The 19,053-nt window shown below is 53.9% G+C and carries 10 protein-coding genes; 8 read left to right on the top strand and 2 right to left on the bottom strand.

Translation table 11 applies throughout. The annotated features are described in order from the left end of the window. Positions 1–10: 10 nt before the first annotated feature. Positions 11–1,819 (bottom strand): diguanylate cyclase domain-containing protein, encoded by a 1,809-nt coding sequence (locus tag L6J37_RS00850; protein WP_218383424.1) that lies wholly within the window; start codon positions 1,817–1,819, stop codon positions 11–13. A gap of 683 nt (positions 1,820–2,502) precedes the next feature. On the opposite strand from L6J37_RS00850, the gene gltB (L6J37_RS00845) reads away from it, so the two are divergent. The 8 genes from gltB (L6J37_RS00845) to L6J37_RS00810 all read left to right on the top strand — a co-directional run bounded on the left by gltB (L6J37_RS00845) (position 2,503) and on the right by L6J37_RS00810 (position 18,303). Then, on the top strand, positions 2,503–7,056 hold the full coding sequence (gltB, locus tag L6J37_RS00845; protein ID WP_237793806.1) for a glutamate synthase large subunit: 4,554 nt from the start codon (positions 2,503–2,505) through the stop codon (positions 7,054–7,056). Then, positions 7,049–8,521, top strand: coding sequence for a glutamate synthase subunit beta (locus L6J37_RS00840; protein WP_218383428.1), 1,473 nt, complete (start codon positions 7,049–7,051; stop codon positions 8,519–8,521). Before gltB (L6J37_RS00845) ends, L6J37_RS00840 begins: the two co-directional genes overlap by 8 nt. Positions 8,522–8,904: 383 nt before the next feature. After that, positions 8,905–13,368, top strand: a complete 4,464-nt coding sequence (gene gltB / locus L6J37_RS00835) for a glutamate synthase large subunit (RefSeq protein WP_237793804.1) — start codon at positions 8,905–8,907, stop codon at positions 13,366–13,368. Between the two features lie 13 nt (positions 13,369–13,381). Continuing rightward, positions 13,382–14,791, top strand: a complete 1,410-nt coding sequence (locus L6J37_RS00830) for an FAD-dependent oxidoreductase (RefSeq protein ID WP_192015522.1) — start codon at positions 13,382–13,384, stop codon at positions 14,789–14,791. A gap of 210 nt (positions 14,792–15,001) precedes the next feature. Then, a complete protein-coding gene (gene mtnN / locus L6J37_RS00825; protein ID WP_192015521.1) occupies positions 15,002–15,703 on the top strand; it encodes a 5'-methylthioadenosine/S-adenosylhomocysteine nucleosidase in 702 nt (233 codons plus the stop codon). Further along, positions 15,703–16,659, top strand: coding sequence for a cobalamin biosynthesis family protein (locus tag L6J37_RS00820; RefSeq protein ID WP_237793802.1), 957 nt, complete (start codon positions 15,703–15,705; stop codon positions 16,657–16,659). The genes mtnN and L6J37_RS00820 overlap by 1 nt, the downstream gene beginning before the upstream one ends. Beyond that, positions 16,656–17,549, top strand: a complete 894-nt coding sequence (gene btuF / locus L6J37_RS00815; RefSeq protein ID WP_237793801.1) for a vitamin B12 ABC transporter substrate-binding protein BtuF — start codon at positions 16,656–16,658, stop codon at positions 17,547–17,549. Before L6J37_RS00820 ends, btuF begins: the two co-directional genes overlap by 4 nt. A gap of 136 nt (positions 17,550–17,685) precedes the next feature. Continuing rightward, positions 17,686–18,303, top strand: coding sequence for a TRIC cation channel family protein (locus tag L6J37_RS00810; protein WP_027253144.1), 618 nt, complete (start codon positions 17,686–17,688; stop codon positions 18,301–18,303). A 2-nt stretch (positions 18,304–18,305) separates the two neighbouring features. On the opposite strand, the gene L6J37_RS00805 is transcribed toward L6J37_RS00810, so the two are convergent. Beyond that, positions 18,306–18,902 carry a DedA family protein gene (locus L6J37_RS00805; protein ID WP_192015518.1) on the bottom strand — a complete coding sequence of 199 codons (597 nt, stop codon included), beginning with the start codon at positions 18,900–18,902 and terminating at the stop codon, positions 18,306–18,308. Positions 18,903–19,053: the final 151 nt, after the last annotated feature.

Below are 19,053 nucleotides of genomic sequence, written 5' to 3'. Positions count from 1 at the left end.
TCAGGCAGCATTAAAACTCATCTGATTCGGCCATCAGGCGGGTAGTATTCCGCCCGTCTGCTTTTGCTTTGTAAAGCGCTTTGTCTGCCATTGCAATCAACTCGCCATAATCCTGATTTGGCATAGGTGTCATGGTGGCCACACCTAAGCTGACAGTCAGCATGTCACTGATGCCTGAAAAGCCATGAGGGATGGCTTTCTCAGCCAGTTTATTATGGATTTTACCTGCCACTGTTTGCCCACCCGCCAAAGGCGTATTCGGCAGCAGAAAGGCAAACTCCTCGCCGCCATAACGGGCGACTTCATCCGTTTCCCGGCGGATCACGCTATCGAACACCTGGGCCACTTCCTGCAATGCGTGATCGCCTTGCTGGTGACCGTAATTATCGTTGTAAGCTTTAAAACTGTCGATATCACAAAGAATTAATGTCAGAGGCTGTTGCTCGCGCATATGGCTGTGCCAGAGCTTGCGCAGTTGTTCATCGAAGCTGCGGCGATTGGCCACTTTTGTCAGGCTGTCGACAAAACTGAGCTCCTGCAATTCCATGATGGCGTCGGCCAGCTGCTGCTCAGCCTGCTTACGCTCTGTCACGTCCCTGGCTATCAGCAACACGCCGGCTGAGCCGTCGGTCGGATCGCGATACGGGGATTTCACAATTTCATACCAGACCGGCTCACCGGTTTCGAGAATGACATAGGCATCCGTCTTCACGGTCAGGCCGTCTCTCAGCACTTTAATGTCAGTCTGATAGAACTCCTGCAGCATCTCAGGATCAATCACATTGCGGGCTGTCTTACCGATCAACTCTTTGGCACTGAACCCCAGCACTTTGGCAAAAGGTTCATTACAGCCAACATAGACGCCGTGCTCATTATACAAACCGATAGGATCCTGACTGGCATTGAGGATGGAGTTGAGCAGGGTGTTACGCTGAGCCAGGATCTGCTCCGTGACTTCCCGCTTCTCTATTTCCTGCTTGAGGCTTTCTTGCATCTCGTGCCAGTCGGTCACGTCATGGCTGATACTCAGCGTGCCAATGATCAGACCGTCTTCGTCTGTCATCACGGTTTTATTGGTTTCCAGCAACCGGCTGGCACCATCGGGTGCCGTGGTCCAGGTATGAATCACAGGCGTTTCGCCGATGCCGGTCGGATCGCCCTGTATCAGTCCCTCTTCCCGACGGCCGCGCCAGAAACGATCGAAGGCGGTATTGGTGCCTATGATATTACCGGCCTTATCCTGAAAATATACCAACTCTGACAGTGAGTTCAGGACGCGCTGGAAAACTCGCTGTTCTATCTGGACGTAAGGGTTAGCCTGACTGGTTGGCGCGACAAAAAACAGCAACCAGGCTGATTGCCAGCGATAGCTGAGCAACTGGCCGGAAATCAGCACCCTGATGGTCGAATTGCCGAGTTGCAGTGTTTCTTCTACGTTTTCGAACCCGGTACCTGGCTGTAAGGGGCGCAGCACATCCGCCATCATCCGCGCGCCAATACCTTCCGGATAGTAAAAGCGGCTCTCCACTTTACTGACCCCCAAGAGCTCTCGGCAGCTGGCATTGGCATAAAACAGCTCACCATCTTTACTGCGGACAATGGCCGCTGCAATGGGAAGCCGGGAAATAGTGGCATGGAGACGCCGAAAGGCCAGACTGCCCAAATGATGCACTATCCAGGCCGCCAGTGAAGTCAAAACAGCCACCAACAGAAATGTCATACCAATGACTGACATATTCAGCCCTTCTTCAGCTTCCCCCCATACCGGTAAAGCGGTACAGGCAACGATAGCAAACGCCATCATGTTCACTTTCTGCATGCTGTTTCTTCTCCCCGCAGTCTTCCCTGGCGGTTCCGTGTAGGCCATCTTGGCTCTGCAATACTCAACCGCCAATTTAACACAGTTGCAAGAAGCTGCTGCATGTCGCGGATTTTTAATATGCCAAAAAGTGATGTTTGACACTCCTGAGCGTCAAGGATTCGACACTAATTACATTCATCAGGACAGAGTAATCTGCTAGTCCGTAATCTAAATCACACCCCATCATGCCAAAAACACAATCTGAAATAAAATAACCACAAATACAACTGAAACTTTCCCATCAAAAAATCTCCTCCCTTTACACCAATGAGTAACAATTCATCAACATAGGGGTATCATGAATTTTTAGTCATAATTTTAACTAGAACGGCCAGGGTTTTAGCTCGCACTACAACTAAAGTCGGATTTAGTGATAGTAATTCAGCCAACAGATCTGTAATATATTTTCATTGTGTGCATTATATAACCAGATTGCCATCCGTCAGGATGGCTTTCATGTCTTTAGCGTGCTGGCTTAGCCCGTACGTCTGAGACTGGCTGCCTCCCTTCAGATAAGGCAGCCCTCCTGCGGCCAGTAACGGGCAAGATGCCCGCCTGACCAAGACATGCAGGTATATATAAAAATAAATAGGGAACCGCAGACGGAGGAACCGTCTGCTCTACACTGGAAGGATGTAGTTATGACAGATCAAGTGTTGAATGGTCAGGGGCTTTATGTCCCTGAAATGGAGCATGATGCCTGCGGTATCGGCTTTGTTGCCCATCTCAAGAACCGTAAATCCCACCAGGTTATCACTCAGGCACTGGACATGCTGGCTCGTATGGAGCACAGGGGCGGCCAGGGTTGCGACCCCTGCAGTGGTGACGGTGCCGGTATTCTGCTGCAAAAACCCCATGAATTTCTATTGCAGGAATGTCAGAAAATTGGCCTGACACTGCCTGCCTTTGAGCAGTATGGCGTCGGTGTCATCCTGTTTCCGAAAGACGAAGACAAACGTGAACAGTGCCGCGACATTCTGGCCCGCAACGCCCAGCGACTGGGCCTGAGCGTACTTGGCTACCGAGTGCTGCCTACAGATAACAGCATGATTGGTGCCGATCCCCTCAGCACTGAGCCGCAATTTGAACACGCTTTTGTCACCGGCGGCAGCGATATGCCGCAGGAAGAACTGGAGCGTAAGCTGTATGTCCTGCGTAACTACACGGTTCGAGTCTGTCTGGAAAGCGTGACCAATATTGGTGACGATTTCTACATTAACGCCTTCTCCAGCAAAACATTGGTATACAAAGGCCAGCTCACGACAGAGCAGGTGCCGCAGTATTTTCTCGATCTGCAAAACCCGGCCATGGTCAGTGCTCTGGCGCTGGTCCACTCGCGTTTTTCCACCAACACCTTCCCGAGATGGCGTCTGGCGCAGCCTTTCCGTTACATCGCCCATAACGGTGAAATCAACACAGTGCGCGGCAACCTGAACTGGATGAAAGCCCGCGAGGCTCTGTTGCAGTCTGATCTGTTCAGCGAAGAAGAGCTGAACATGCTGCTGCCTATCTGCCAGGAAGGAGCGTCGGACTCGGCCAACTTTGATATGGCCCTGGAATTGCTGGTGCTGTCTGGCCGTAGCCTGCCCCATGCACTGATGATGCTGATCCCGGAAGCCTGGCAGGAAAATCCGGCCATGGATCCCAAACGCCGTGCGTTTTACCAGTATCACGCCAACCTGATGGAGCCCTGGGATGGCCCGGCATCTGTCTGCTTCACTGACGGCGTACAAGTGGGTGCCACCCTGGACCGTAATGGTCTGCGTCCGTCTCGCTATACAGTAACCAAAGATGATTTCCTGGTTATGGCCTCCGAATCCGGCGTGGTGGATATCGCCCCTGAAAATGTCCATTTCCGTGGCCGTTTACAGCCCGGCCGTATCTTTGTTGCGGATCTGGAGCAAGGCCGCATCGTCTCCGATGATGAAGTCAAAGACAGCATTGCCTCAGCCAAACCTTATGAAGACTGGGTGAAAAACAACCTGCTTCATCTCAGCGATCTGCCTGACGCCGATTACAGCCATAGCCAGCCTGAAGCCGAGAAGCTACTGCATCAACAGCAGGCTTTTGGCATCAGCAATGAAGAAGTCAATGAGATCATCCTGCCAATGGCCGGCGACGGCAAAGAGCCTCTGGGCTCGATGGGGGCGGACTGGCCGCTGGCGATTCTGTCACACCAGTCGCAGCATCTGTCTCATTACTTCAAGCAGCTGTTTGCTCAGGTGACCAACCCACCGATCGACCCGATCCGTGAACGTATGGTAATGTCACTCAACACCTATCTGGGTGAAGATCAGAACCTGTTGAGTGAAGGTCCGTCGCACTGCCAGAAACTGGAGCTCAACTCACCGGTACTGAGCGATGCCGAGCTGGAAAAGCTGCGCGCCATCGACAAGCCCCACCTGCAGGCCAAAACCCTGGATATCGTGTTTAAGGCCAGTGATGAAGCAGGCAAGCTGGAACAAGCACTGAACCATCTGTGCCAGCACGCCGAAGATGCGGTCAATGACAGCTACTCCATCCTGATCCTCAGTGACCGTGCAGTGAACTCACAGCATGCCCATATTCCGGCCATGCTGGCTGTCGGTGCGGTACACCATCATTTGATCCGCAAAGGGCTGCGTGCCAAGTGCGATCTGGTAGTTGAAACGGCCGACGCCCGCGAAACACACCATTTCGCCACCCTGATCGGCTACGGTGCCAATGCGGTCAACCCGTACATAGTGACAGAAACCATAGTTTCGCTGCAGCAACGTAACAAGCTGGCTAAAGACACCAGTGTCGATAAATACTTCAACAATTTCCGCAAAGCCGTTAACGGCGGCCTGTTGAAGATTTTCTCCAAAATGGGGATCTCGACCCTGCAGTCCTACCACGGTGCCCAAATTTTTGAAGCACTGGGGATCAGCAAAGCCGTGGTCGACAAATATTTCACCGGTACCGTCTCGCGTATTCAGGGGCTGACCCTGGACGACATTGCCAAAGAAGTGCTGATCCGCCACCGCCTCGGTTACCCGCTGCGTGATATCCCATTGCAAATGCTGGATGTCGGTGGTGTTTATCAGTGGAAACAGCGTGGTGAAAAGCACCTGTTTAACCCGACCACAATTTCTCTGCTGCAGCAATCCACCCGCGGCAAAGACTACAGTCAGTTCAAGCAATACTGCCACGCTGTAGACAGTCAGGGCGACCATGCCGCCACTCTGCGCAGTCAGCTCCAGTTTGCTGTTGATACCAGCCGCAGCATCCCGCTGGATGAAGTAGAACCGGCCGAAAATATCCTCAAGCGCTTTGCCACAGGTGCAATGAGCTTCGGTTCTATCTCGCATGAAGCACACTCCACACTGGCTGTCGCCATGAACCGTATCGGCGCCAAGTCGAACTCAGGCGAAGGCGGTGAAGACCCGGCCCGTTTCGAGAAAAAAGAAAACGGCGACTGGGAACGCTCTGCCATCAAGCAGGTCGCGTCTGGCCGCTTCGGGGTGACATCGTATTACCTGACCAATGCCGATGAGCTGCAAATTAAAATGGCACAGGGTGCCAAGCCAGGTGAAGGGGGTCAGTTGCCGGGTGACAAAGTGGACGACTGGATCGGTGCGACTCGTCACTCCACCCCAGGTGTCGGCCTGATTTCGCCGCCGCCACACCACGATATTTACTCTATTGAGGATCTGGCGCAGCTGATTTATGACCTGAAAAACGCCAACCGCAAGAGCCGTGTCAACGTCAAACTGGTTTCTGAAGCCGGTGTCGGCACCATAGCTTCAGGTGTCGCCAAAGCCAAAGCCGACGTGGTACTGATCGCCGGTTTCGACGGCGGTACAGGCGCCTCTCCGATTTCCTCGATTCGCCATACAGGCCTGCCGTGGGAGCTGGGTCTGGCAGAAACACACCAGACACTGCTGAAAAACGGCCTGCGTAACCGTATCGTGGTGCAAAGTGACGGTCAGATGAAAACCCCGCGTGATCTGGCTGTCGCCACCCTGCTGGGTGCCGAAGAATGGGGTGTTGCCACCGCCGCTCTGGTGGTGGAAGGCTGTATCATGATGCGTAAGTGTCATAAAAACACCTGTCCTGTGGGCATCGCAACACAAAACAAGACCCTGCGTGAACGTTTCGACGGCCGCGTCGAAGATGTTGTCACCTTCTTCCAGTACATGGCTGAAGGCTTGCGTGAAATCATGGCTGAGCTGGGTTTCCGTACCATAGATGAGATGGTCGGCCAGTCACAGCGCCTGAAAATCCGCGACAATATTGGCCACTGGAAATACAAAAATCTGGATCTCAGCCCTGTGCTGCACATTGAACCGGCCCGTGAGGCCGACGGTGTATACAACCAGTGCAGCCAGAACCACCATCTGGATGCCGTGCTTGACCGCCAGCTGATTGCTGCGGCTCAGCCTGCGCTGGAGCGCGGTGAAGCAGTCAATGCTGAGTTCCCGATCACCAACATAGATCGCAGCGTCGGCACTATGCTGTCGAACGAGATCTCCAAAGTCTACCAAGACCAGGGCCTGCCGCAACCTATGCAGGTTAAATTCAAAGGTTCAGCCGGCCAGAGTCTGGGGGCTTTCCTGGCGAAAGGCGTGCGCTTTGACGTTGAAGGTGATGCCAACGACTATTGGGGCAAAGGCCTGTCGGGCGGTCAGCTGGTGCTCTACCCAGATGCCAAGTCTGATCTGATTGCCGAAGACAATATCATAGTCGGCAACGTGTGCTTCTACGGCGCCACATCGGGCGAGTCTTTCATCCGAGGTAAAGCCGGTGAGCGTTTCTGTGTCCGTAACTCAGGTGCCCGTGTGGTAGTTGAAGGTGTGGGTGACCACGGCTGCGAATACATGACAGGCGGCGTAGCGATTATTCTCGGTCAGACCGGTCGTAACTTCGCAGCAGGTATGAGCGGCGGTGTCGCCTATGTCTGGGATCAGTTCAGCGACTTTGCAAGCAAACTCAACCCTGAACTGGTCGACCTGGATCCACTGGACAGCGAAGACATTGCTCTGCTGAAAGACATGGTGAGCCGTCACCAGCAACTGACCGACAGTTCGGTGGCTGAAACCTTCCTCAGCAATCTGGAGGAAAACCTCAAGCACATCGTCAAAGTGATGCCACGCGACTACAAAGCCGTGCTGCAAAAACGTAAAGCAGCGGCAGAAGCACAGAACAAGGAAGCACTGGAGGTGAGCCATGGGTAAGGCAACCGGATTTCTCGAGCACGGCCGTGAACTGCCGTCAAAAATTGCCCCTGAAGTGCGTATTCAGGACAACAAAGAATTCGTTCTGAATGACGAGTTCGGCAGCAAAATTGGCACACAGGCCTCACGTTGCATGGATTGCGGCGTGCCTTTCTGTCACAACGGCTGCCCAATCGGCAACATCATTCCTGAGTTTAACGATGCGGTGTACCGGGACAGCTGGGAAGAAGCCTGGCATATCCTGAGCTCAACCAATAATTTCCCGGAATTCACAGGGCGTGTATGCCCTGCTCCGTGTGAGAGCTCATGCGTACTGGGGATCAACCAAGATCCCATCACCATCTGCAACATAGAGAAGACAATCGTTGAAACCGCATACCGTGAAGGCTACGCAAAGCCAAAAACCCCGCGCAGCCGCACAGGCAAAAGCGTGGCGATTATCGGCTCCGGCCCGTCAGGCCTGGCAGCCGCGGAGCAGCTTAACAGCGCCGGCCACACAGTCACAGTGTACGAACGCGATGAGAAAATAGGCGGCCTGTTGCGCTTTGGTATTCCTGATTTCAAACTCAGCATGAGCGTGATTGACCGTAAACTCGATATGATGGCACAGGCTGGTATCAAGTTTGTGGTCAATGCTCACATAGGTGTGGATATTGATGCGCGTGAACTGCGTAAACAGCACGATGTAGTACTGCTGACCGGCGGTTCCACTGTGCCTCGCAACCTGCCGATCCCGGGCCGTGAACTGCAAGGCGTCCATTTTGCCATGGAGTTCCTGGGTCAGAACAACCGCCGCGCCAATGGCATGGATCTGAAAACAGCAGAGATTCATGCTGCCGGCAAGCACGTGGTGGTGATTGGCGGCGGTGATACCGGCTCTGACTGTGTCGGTACTTCTAACCGCCACGGTGCAGCCAGCATCACTCAGGTCGAAATCATGCCGATGCCGCCAGAAAAGCGCCCGGTGAACCAACCTTGGCCTGCGTATCCGATGATCATGCGCACCTCCACCTCTCATGAAGAAGGCTGTGAGCGCCACTGGAATATCCTGACCAAAGAATTCATCGGCAATGAAGACGGTCAGGTCACAGCACTGCGCATTGCGGACATCAGCTGGAACGAAGCCAAACCCGGTGAACGCCCAGGCTTTGAAGAAGTACCGGGATCCGAGCGTATCATTCCGTGTGATCTGGCCTTTTTAGCCATGGGTTTCCTGCATCCGGAACCTCAGGGTGTGCTGGCCCAGCTTAATATTGGACTCGATGATCGCGGCAATGTCGCAACCCAGGGATTTGCGACAAACCAGCCAGGCGTGTTTGCTGCGGGTGATATGCGAACCGGGCAGTCACTTGTCGTACGATGCATCAATGAAGGCCGTGAATGTGCCCGCGAAATTGACGCTTACCTGATGGGTGATTCTAAGTTAGAAGCGAAAGACCATTCACTTATGCTATCAGAATCCTGATCAATCTGGATTTTATACTAAAATTTAAAGCCAGCTCCCAGGAGCTGGCTTTTTTATTTAAAACTAATCAGTGTTTTATCCTTTTTAACACTGACTTTGCCTGCAAATGAAAATCAGTTCGTTTTACCGCAAAAAAGTCTCATTTCTGACACTTTCAATTGTAAACAAAATATTTCAAAAAAATAATAAATCACTATAAATCATACAGATAAATAGTTGACTTTGAATAATCCAGAATTTATGACCAGAATTAAAGAAAATTTGACCTTTTTGTAATTTGCCGTTAGTTTGAAAGTCCGCTGGACGCGAGAGTGACAATCAGGGAGATTGTCATAATTATGCAGTAACCCTGCTCAATGGAGCAGGCGCAAGGGAGAGTTGCAATGACACTGTATGACCCAAAGCTGGAAAAAGATAACTGTGGTTTCGGTCTGATCGCCCATACAGAAGGCGAAGCCAGCCACAAGTTGGTCCGTACCGCAATATCGGCCTTGGATCGTATGACACACCGAGGCGGCATCGCTGCTGATGGCAAGACCGGTGATGGCTGCGGCCTGTTAATGAAAAAGCCGGACAGCTTTTATCAGCTGGTTGCTAAAGAGCTTGGCTGGGCACTGGCCCGTGAGTACGCCGTTGGTATGCTGTTTCTTAGTCAGGATCCTGTCCTGGCTGAAAAAGCCCGCACGATCATCCAGGAAGAATTGAGCAAAGAAACCCTGTCTATTGCCGGCTGGCGCGATGTACCGATCAACCCGCAAGTGCTGGGGCCTATCGCAAAAGCCTCCCTGCCGGCTATCGCTCAGGTATTTATCAATGCGCCTGCTGGCTGGAAGCCAAGGGATGTGGATCGCCGCCTTTATATTGCCCGTCGCCGTATTGAGCAACGCATTCAGGACGATCCTGATTTCTATATCTGTAGCCTGTCGACTCAGGTCACTGTCTACAAAGGCCTGTGTATGCCCGCCGATCTGCCTAAGTTTTATAAAGACTTAGGTGACTTACGTCTGGAATCCTCTATCTGTTTGTTCCACCAGCGTTTCTCGACAAATACACAACCCCGCTGGCCACTGGCTCAGCCGTTCCGTTACCTGGCCCATAATGGTGAAATCAACACCATAGCCGGTAACCGTCAGTGGGCTCGGGCGCGGGCGTATAAGTTCGCCTCCCCGCTGCTGCCTGATCTGGCAACAGCCGCGCCCTTTGTTAACGAAACCGGTTCTGACTCCTCCAGCCTGGATAATATGCTGGAGCTGTTCCTGGCCGGTGGCATGGACTTGTTCCGTGCCATGCGCATGCTGGTGCCGCCGGCATGGCAAAACCACCCGGATATGGATCCGAAACTGCGCGCCTTCTACGACTTTAACTCCATGCACATGGAGCCGTGGGACGGCCCGGCCGGTATCGTTATGTCTGACGGTCGCTATGCCGCCTGTAACCTCGACCGTAACGGCCTGCGCCCTGCGCGTTTTGTCATCACCAAAGACAAACTGATCACCCTGGCTTCAGAAGTAGGTATCTGGGATTACGCGCCGGACGAAGTGGCGCAAAAAGGCCGGGTCGGCCCTGGCGAACTGCTGGTCATTGATACCAAGCTTGGCAAAATCTGGCATTCCGCCGACATTGATAACGATCTGATGGAACGCCACCCTTATAAAGAGTGGCTGGATACCCATGTTCGCCGCCTGGTACCGTTTGAAGAGATGGGTGATGATCAGGTCGGCAGCCGGGAAATGTCGCCGGAAGAGCTGAACACTTACCAGAAACTCTTTGCGGTGAACCGTGAAGAGCTTGATCAGGTCATGCGGGTGATCGGTGAAAACGGTCAGGAAGCCACCGGCTCTATGGGTGATGATGCCCCTATGGCCGTGCTGTCTTCCAAAGAACGTCTGGTGTCTGACTATTTCCGTCAGATGTTCGCACAGGTCACGAACCCGCCGATCGATCCGTTACGTGAAAAACACGTGATGTCGCTGGCCACCTGTATCGGCCGTGAAATGAACGTGTTTAACGAAACCGACGGCCATGCACACCGTGTGGCGTTCAAATCACCTATCCTGCTGTACTCTGACATGGTGCAGCTGTTGGGTCTGGATAACCAGCATTACCGTAACAGCATTATCGACATTAACTTCGATCCGAACGAGAAAGATCTGAAGCAGGCCCTGGTCGATCTTTGTGATCAGGTAGAACGCCTGGTCCGTGGCGGGACTGTGCTTGTCGTGCTGTCTGACCGTGGTATCAGTGCCGACAAGCTGCCGATCCCGGCTGCGATGGCCGTGGGTGCAGTGCAGGCACGTCTGGTGACCGCCAACCTGCGTTGTGATGCCAACATCATAGTGGAAACCGCCACTGCCCGTGACCCGCACCAGTTCGCTGTATTGCTGGGTTTTGGCGCTACGGCTGTTTATCCGTATCTGGCTTACGAGTCGCTGGCACAGCAGATTGACAGCGGTGCTATCAATAAGCCCTACCGCGACGTGATGCTGAACTTCCGTAATGGTATCGACAAAGGTTTGTATAAGATCATGTCGAAGATGGGGATTTCCACAGTCGCCTCTTATCGTTGCTCGCAGCTATTTGAAGCAGTCGGTCTGCATTCGGATGTGGTGGCATTGTGCTTCAAGGGTGTATCAAGCCGTATTGAAGGCGCTAACTTTGATGATTTCCAGCAAGACTTGTTCAACCTGTCGCGTAAAGCGTTTGTCAAGCGCAAGCAAATCGATCACGGTGGCTTGCTGAAATTTGTCCATGGTGGCGAATTCCACGCTTACAACCCGGATGTTGTCACTACGCTGCAAAAAGCCGTTAAATCCGGTGAATACCAGGATTATCTCGCCTTTGCCAAAGTGGTGAACGAACGTCCGGCAGCAACGCTGCGTGACTTGCTGAAACTGAAAGAATCGGCCAACCCGATTGACGTCGCCAACGTAGAAGCTGCTACCGAGCTGTACAAACGCTTCGACTCAGCCGCCATGTCTATCGGTGCTCTGAGCCCGGAAGCCCATGAAGCCCTGGCAATTGCCATGAACCGTCTCGGTGGTTTCTCCAACTCAGGTGAAGGGGGCGAGGATCCTCGTCGCTTCGGCACCGAGCGCAATTCCCGAATCAAACAGGTCGCATCCGGCCGCTTCGGCGTTACTCCTCACTATCTGGTCAATGCTGATGTGCTGCAAATAAAAGTGGCGCAAGGAGCAAAACCCGGTGAAGGCGGCCAGTTGCCCGGCCATAAAGTCACCACTGAAATCGCCAAACTGCGTTATGCGGTACCGGGTGTAACCCTGATTTCACCACCACCGCACCATGATATTTATTCGATTGAGGATCTGGCGCAGCTGATTTTCGATCTCAAACAAGTCAATCCGAAAGCTCTGGTCTCGGTCAAGCTGGTATCAGAACCCGGCGTCGGCACTATCGCTACCGGTGTGGCTAAGGCCTATGCCGATCTGATCACCGTCTCAGGCTATGACGGCGGTACAGGTGCCAGCCCGCTGACCTCGGTGAAATACGCTGGCAGCCCGTGGGAGCTGGGCCTGGCGGAAACGCAGCAGGCACTGGTGGCCAATGGCCTGCGTCATAAGATCCGCCTGCAGGTGGATGGTGGTCTGAAAACCGGACTGGACGTGGTGAAAGCCGCTATTCTGGGTGCAGAAAGCTTTGGCTTCGGGACCGCGCCTATGGTGGCTCTGGGTTGTAAATACCTGCGTATCTGTCACCTCAACAACTGTGCAACCGGTGTAGCGACTCAGGATGACACCCTGCGCCGCGATTTCTTCAAGGGCTTGCCTGAGCAGGTCATGAACTACTTTGTCGGCCTGGGTGAAGAAGTACGAACCCTGCTGGCAAAACTGGGCGTTGAAAAACTGACCGACCTGATCGGACGCACCGATCTGCTGGAAATGGTCAACGGCTTTACCGCCAAGCAAAGCAAGCTGGATCTCAACGGCCTGCTGCATGCGCCTACGCCAGCTGAGGGCAAAACCCTGTACTGCAGTGAGCCGAACACACCGTTTGATACCGGTGTACTGAACCAGAAACTGGTCGACGAAGCACTGCCCGCCGTGGAAGCACAGAGTGGCGCCGATATCTATCTGGATATCCGCAACACAGACCGCTCCTTCGGTGCCCGCCTGTCGGGTGAAATTGCGCTGCGCTACGGCAATCAGGGCATGGCGGCAAACCCCATCAATGTGCATCTGTCGGGTACGGCAGGACAGTCATTCGGCGTATGGAATGCCGGTGGCCTGAACCTGTATCTGACCGGTGATGCCAACGACTATGTCGGCAAAGGCATGACAGGTGGTGTGATTACGATCCGGCCACCTGTCGGGTCAGCATTCAAGTCCCATGAATCCACCATCATAGGTAACACCTGCCTGTACGGCGCTACCGGCGGTAAGCTGTTTGCAGCCGGTTGTGCCGGTGAGCGCTTTGCGGTTCGTAACTCTGGCACTATTGCCGTCGTCGAAGGCGCCGGTGACAATGCCTGCGAATATATGACAGGCGGCATCGTGGCGATTCTTGGCCACACAGGCGTCAACTTTGGCGCAGGTATGACAGGCGGCTTTGCCTACATTCTGGATGAAGTCGGCGATTTCGCCGGCCGGGTGAACCCTGAATTGATCGAAGCTCTGCCACTGCAGGAGTTAACGATTCATCAGGAACACCTGCGCGGTCTGATCGACCGCCACCTGGAAGAAACCGGCTCAAGCCGTGCACAGGAAATTCTGGCCAACTTTGATCAGTGGATCCCGAAATTCTTCCTGGCTAAACCGAAGTCGGCAGACGTGAACACTCTGCTGGGTCACCAAAGCCGTTCAGCTGCTGAACTCCGCGTTCAGGCACAATAAGGGAGGGAATCCAATGAGCCAGAACATTTACCAATTTATCGATGTTGAACGTGTCGATCCGCCGAAGAAGCCGATTGAAATCCGTAAAATTGAGTTCGTCGAAATCTACGAACCTTTTACTCAGCAGCAGGCCAGCGCTCAGGCTGACCGCTGTCTGGACTGTGGCAACCCCTATTGTGAGTGGAAGTGTCCGGTACACAACTACATCCCGCAATGGCTGAGCCTGGCCAATGAAGGCCGGATTCTCGAAGCGGCTGATCTCGCTCACCAGACCAACACCCTGCCGGAAGTCTGTGGCCGGGTGTGCCCTCAGGACCGTCTGTGTGAAGGCTCCTGTACGCTCAATGATGATTTCGGGGCGGTAACTATCGGTAATGTTGAGAAATACATTACCGACAAAGCCTTTGAAATGGGCTGGAAACCGGACATGTCCGGCGTTGAATGGACAGACAAGAAAGTCGCCATTATCGGTGCCGGCCCTGCTGGTCTGTCCTGCGCCGACATTCTGGTCCGTAACGGCGTTAAACCTGTGGTATTTGACCGTTATCCGGAAATTGGCGGCCTGCTGACCTTCGGTATCCCGTCGTTCAAACTGGAAAAAGAGGTGATGATCAACCGCCGCCGGATCTTTACCGAGATGGGGGTTGAGTTCCGCCTCAATACAGAAGTTGGCACTGATGTGCAGCTTCAGGATCTGATCGATGAGTATGACGCGGTTTTCCTCGGTGTCGGTACCTATAAAAACATGCGTGCCGGGCTGGAAAATGAAGACGCCGCCGGTGTCTACGATGCACTGCCTTTTCTGATTTCCAACACTTACAAGGTGATGAATCTGGAAGACAATGCCCCTGAATATATCGACATGGCGGGTAAACGCGTAGTGGTGCTGGGCGGTGGTGACACCGCGATGGACTGCGTCCGTACCTCCATCCGTCAGAGAGCCAGCGATGTAGTCTGCGCCTACCGCCGTGATGAAGCCAACATGCCGGGTTCACGCCGTGAGGTGAAAAATGCCCGTGAGGAAGGGGTGAACTTCATGTTCAACCTTCAGCCTTTGGGTGTGGTCGTTAACGGCAACGGCCAGGTCACTGGGGTAAAAGTGGTGCAAACCGCGCTGGGCGAACCCGATGAAGCGGGTCGCCGCCGTCCTGAACCTGTCGCGGGCAGCGAGCATGTGCTGGAAGCCGATGCCGTGATCATGGCCTTTGGTTTCCAGCCGCATGCCATGCCCTGGCTGGACACCTTTGATGTGGCACTGGATCAGTGGGGCCGCATTCAAACCAGCGGCGAGCACGCCTTCCAGACTACCAACAGCAAAATCTTTGCCGGTGGTGACGCGGTGCGCGGCTCGGATCTGGTGGTCACCGCCATCGATGAAGGCCGTCGCGCCGCCGATGGTATTCTGGGCTTCCTCGGTTTGTGATCCCAGCCAGTCAGGTCTGTTATGCCAAACGGTCTGTTGGTGAATAAAACCAGCAGGCCTGGCCAAGCGAGCGGCTCTCCCCCGCTCGCTTTTTTCTTTCAGTTCCCCTTTGATTCTGTCGCCTTTTGTTTAGGCTTTCCCACGCTGTCTGGCATTGTTACAATCGCATCCAATCACCGTAAGGTTCACTTTAAGAAAGAGATAACGTAAATGAAAATCGGCATTATTGGGGCAATGGAACAGGAAGTCGTGATCCTGAAAAACCAACTCGACAACTGCACCACCCTGCAAAAAGGGGGCTGCACCTTTTATACCGGCACCCTCAATGGTGCAGAAGTAGTCTTACTTCAGTCCGGTATCGGTAAAGTCGCGGCCGCCGTAGGAACTGCCATTCTGCTGGAAATTTTCGAACCAGACCTGGTCGTCAATACAGGTTCAGCCGGCGGATTTGATAGCAGCCTGAGTGTCGGTGATGTGGTTATCTCTACCGAAGTGCGTTATCACGATGCCGATGTCACTGCGTTTGGTTACCAGATGGGCCAGATGGCGCAGCAACCTGCCGCTTTCCAGTCTGACGAAAAACTGATGCAGATCGCCGAGCAGGCGCTGGCTCAGCTGGATGACACCCCCCATGCGGTACGTGGTTTGATCTGCACCGGTGATGCCTTCGTATGCAGCGCTGAACAACAGCAACGTATCCGCACGTTTTTCCCTCAGGTGGTTGCGGTTGAAATGGAAGCCGCGGCAATTGCCCAGGCCTGCCATCAGTTCAAGGTACCTTTTGTGGTAGTACGTGCTATCTCAGATGTGGCCGATAAAGAATCACCGATGAGCTTCGAAGAATTCCTGCCGCTGGCGGCGAAAAGTTCTTCCGCCATGGTGGTTAAAATGGCGGAGCTGCTTAACCGCTAATGAACGATTTGCTTGTGCTCCTCAGTCAACATCCAACCCTGCTGGCGATGTGGGGAGCGCTGGCATTACACTGGCTGCTGCCCATACCAGCCAGTATCCATCCTTTGCTTATCTGGCAACAGATCGCCATTCAGCTGGCGGCCCGGGTGAACAAAGCCACAGATACACCGCGCCAGCGGATATTATCCGGCGCGCTGGCCTGGTCAATGATGTGGATGACCATTCTGATCCTACTGATTGCCTTTTATCAGCTGGTGTGGATAGACAGCCTGTTTCATCTGGTGCTGCTGTGGATAGCGCTCGGCTGGCGTGACAGCCGCCGTTTCAGCCACAACTTCATTCAAGCCTACAGCCGGGAAGATAAGGCCAGCTGTAAAGCACAGCTCTCTGTCGCCCTTAACCGAAACACTGACACTCTGTCACTGCTTGGCCTGGGTAAAGCCTGTGCCGAAACCCAGCTGCTGAGCTATGGCCGCCAGGTTGCAGCGGTGCTGTTCTGGTACGCGGTGGCAGGCGGTTTTGGTGCTATTCTTTACCGCCTGGCCGTCAGCCTGGCCCGTTGCTGGTCTCCCAGCCGCAAGCAATATCAGTATTTTGGTCTACCTGCGGTACGTATTCTGGCTACGCTGGATATTGTCCCCCTGCGTCTGCTCGCCGTGGCTATCAGTGTCGGCAAGAACAGCCGTGATGCTTTTCGTGGTTTGCGTGAACAAGGTGAAAACTGGCAATTGCCCGGACCGGGCTGGCTGCTCACCGCCACCGGCCATAAGCTGCAGCTAGCCTTAGGTGGTCCGGCTATCTACGATACCAGCAAGCTCGAACGTCCGCGGCTCGGTGGCCGTATCGCCCCTGCCGCCCTGCATTTATCGCAAATAGATCGTCTGATGCAACAGCGGTTATGGGCCTGGGTGGCGCTGCAAAGTGTGTGCATGTTTTTGATGGGAAGTCTGTTGTGAATCTGTTTAGACCCTTGGTTATTACCCTGCTGATACCTTTGACATTGGTCGTCACGACAGTAGATGGCAAAGAAGCACAGACCAAAGAAGCGCAGGCCAGTGGCAGCAAGCCTCAGCGTATTATCAGCCTAGCCCCGCACACCACTGAGCTGGCCTATGCCGCCGGACTGGGCAACAAACTTATCGCCGCCAGTGATTACAGTGATTACCCGCCACAAGCTCTGGCACTGGAACGGGTCGCGAATTACCGGGGCATCAAGCTGGAACGTATCCTGGCCTTGAAGCCTGATCTGGTGCTGGCCTGGCAAGGCGGTAACCCGCCCAGAGAAATGGCAAAACTGGAACAGTTAGGCATCCGGATCTTTTACTCCCATCCCACGACGCTCGATGCGATTGCCGACAGCCTGGAAACACTCGGCACTTTTGCCGATGATCCGACCACAGCCAATCAGGCCGCCTCGGATTTCCGTCAGACCATGGCGCAGCTGAATCAGCAATACGGGCATCAAAAACCGGTACGCTATTTTTACCAGCTGGGCATATCGCCGCTCATGAGCATGTCCGGCGATAGCTGGCCCAGCCAGGTGTTCGCGCTCTGCGGCGGCGAAAATATTTTTGCCGACAGTCCAGTGGCGTACCCGCAGGTATCGAAAGAGCAAGTAATCGTCCGCCGTCCTGAAGCGATTTTCACCACCCACGGCAGTGCAGGCCCCGATGCCAACGCCTTCACCCTCTGGTTACCCTGGCGCGAGCAATTGTCTGCGGTCCGGGATCAGCATCTGTATCAGACCCAGGCAGACTGGCTGAACCGGCCTACTCCCAGAGCATTGCTGGCCGCTCAGGAAATTTGTAAGCAACTGGATGAAGTGCGCAAACATCACCCACAATAGGATGTGAATAAGCTCACAAAGACAAAGTTATCGGTTGTGCGCGTTACATTTCACCGTACAATCTCAGCCGCTTTTTACCGCGACATCGTCATCAGGGTGGCGCGGTTTTTAATCACTGGTTGTGTGCAGGAATCCTATGCTGATTTACTCTCTTGATATGTTTGGCACCGCTGTTTTTGCCATCTCAGGTATTTTGCTTGCCGGACGGTTAAGGATGGACCCCTTTGGTGTTGTCGTACTGGCCTGTGTCACTGCCATTGGCGGCGGGACTATCCGCGATATGGCACTGGGCGCGACACCTGTATTCTGGATCACAGACACCAATTACTTGTGGGTGATTTTTGCAACCTGTCTGCTGGCGATGCTGGCGATCCAGAACCCGCGTAAAATGCCCTGGTATTTCCTGCCGGTGGCCGATGCCATAGGCCTGGCGGTCTTCGTCGCCATTGGTGTGGAAAAAGCGCTGCGTTTTGGCGCTTCCCCTATGGTGGCCGTGATCATGGGCGTGATCACAGGTTGCGGCGGCGGGGTGATCCGTGACGTACTGGCCCGTGAAGTCCCCATGGTATTAAGAACCGAAGTGTATGCCACAGCCTGTATTCTGGGCGGTATTGTCCACACAGTAGGACTGCACTTCGGGCTGGAAACAGCGGCCGCCAGCCTGTGCGGTATTGCCACGACCCTGTCTATCCGGCTGGCGGCCATTCGCTGGCACCTGTCGCTGCCAACCTTCTCACTGCGAAGCAGTCAGTAAAATTAACTTGTCGGGCGGCGCTTGCGAATGAATTTCAGCAGCAACGCCAGCCCTGCAATTACCGCCAGTACCCATAAAGCATACTGATGACGCTGGAGGAACAAACCCGCCTGTCCGATCTCGTCATAAAAATAGGCCGGCCCATAGCCGAACACCAGCAGCCAGATCCCCACCGCCAGAGTGTTGCCTGTCAGAAAAAGGTGCCAAGGCATCTGAGCGAGGCCGCACCCGAGACAGATCAATTGTTTCATCCCTTCCAGAAAGCGGCTCAGGATCAAGCCAATCACGCCATATTTATCAATAAAAGCATGTACTTTGACTAAAGATGCCGGCTTTGCCCATCCTCGTCGCTCGACGAGCCGGGCCAGCATCGCACCCAGCACATAGCCTGCCGTGTTCCCAAGCCAGCTGGCCGCCCCCGCCACCAGCAATACAGACGGCAAAGAAAGCGCACCGCTCGCGGCAAGATAACTGGCCACTATCAGCAGAGACTGGCCGGGAGCCGGCACCCCCAGCCCTTCAATAGCAATCGCCAGTGCCAGCACTAAGTAACCGTATTGCTCGATCAGTGGCGACAATTCCTGCACCAGCTCCTGCATGAACTTCTCCTGAGTGTGCTTACTTTAATGCTATACCCGATTGCCGTCGTAAGAAAGATCTCACACTTATAAGTAAACAAAAAACTTTACTTAACCAAAATCCACACTAATATGTAAACAAAATACCTTACTAAAAAAACACAACATCCGA

The sequence above is a fragment of the Photobacterium sp. WH77 genome (genome assembly GCF_022014395.1).
Classification (GTDB): Bacteria; Pseudomonadota; Gammaproteobacteria; order Enterobacterales; family Vibrionaceae; genus Photobacterium; species Photobacterium arenosum.
The sequence above is the reverse complement of the archived record's forward strand: the minus strand, read 5'-3'. Positions and strand labels throughout refer to the sequence as shown.

Excerpts from the sequence above, each read along its gene's own strand:
- L6J37_RS00850 (WP_218383424.1), bottom strand. The coding sequence starts at position 1,819 with ATGCAGAAAGTGAACATGATGGCGTTTGCTATCGTTGCCTGTACCGCT.
- gltB (WP_237793806.1), top strand. The coding sequence starts at position 2,503 with ATGACAGATCAAGTGTTGAATGGTCAGGGGCTTTATGTCCCTGAAATG.
- L6J37_RS00840 (WP_218383428.1), top strand. The coding sequence starts at position 7,049 with ATGGGTAAGGCAACCGGATTTCTCGAGCACGGCCGTGAACTGCCGTCA.
- gltB (WP_237793804.1), top strand. The coding sequence starts at position 8,905 with ATGACACTGTATGACCCAAAGCTGGAAAAAGATAACTGTGGTTTCGGT.
- L6J37_RS00830 (WP_192015522.1), top strand. The coding sequence starts at position 13,382 with ATGAGCCAGAACATTTACCAATTTATCGATGTTGAACGTGTCGATCCG.
- mtnN (WP_192015521.1), top strand. The coding sequence starts at position 15,002 with ATGAAAATCGGCATTATTGGGGCAATGGAACAGGAAGTCGTGATCCTG.
- L6J37_RS00820 (WP_237793802.1), top strand. The coding sequence starts at position 15,703 with ATGAACGATTTGCTTGTGCTCCTCAGTCAACATCCAACCCTGCTGGCG.
- L6J37_RS00810 (WP_027253144.1), top strand. The coding sequence starts at position 17,686 with ATGCTGATTTACTCTCTTGATATGTTTGGCACCGCTGTTTTTGCCATC.
- L6J37_RS00805 (WP_192015518.1), bottom strand. The coding sequence starts at position 18,902 with ATGCAGGAGCTGGTGCAGGAATTGTCGCCACTGATCGAGCAATACGGT.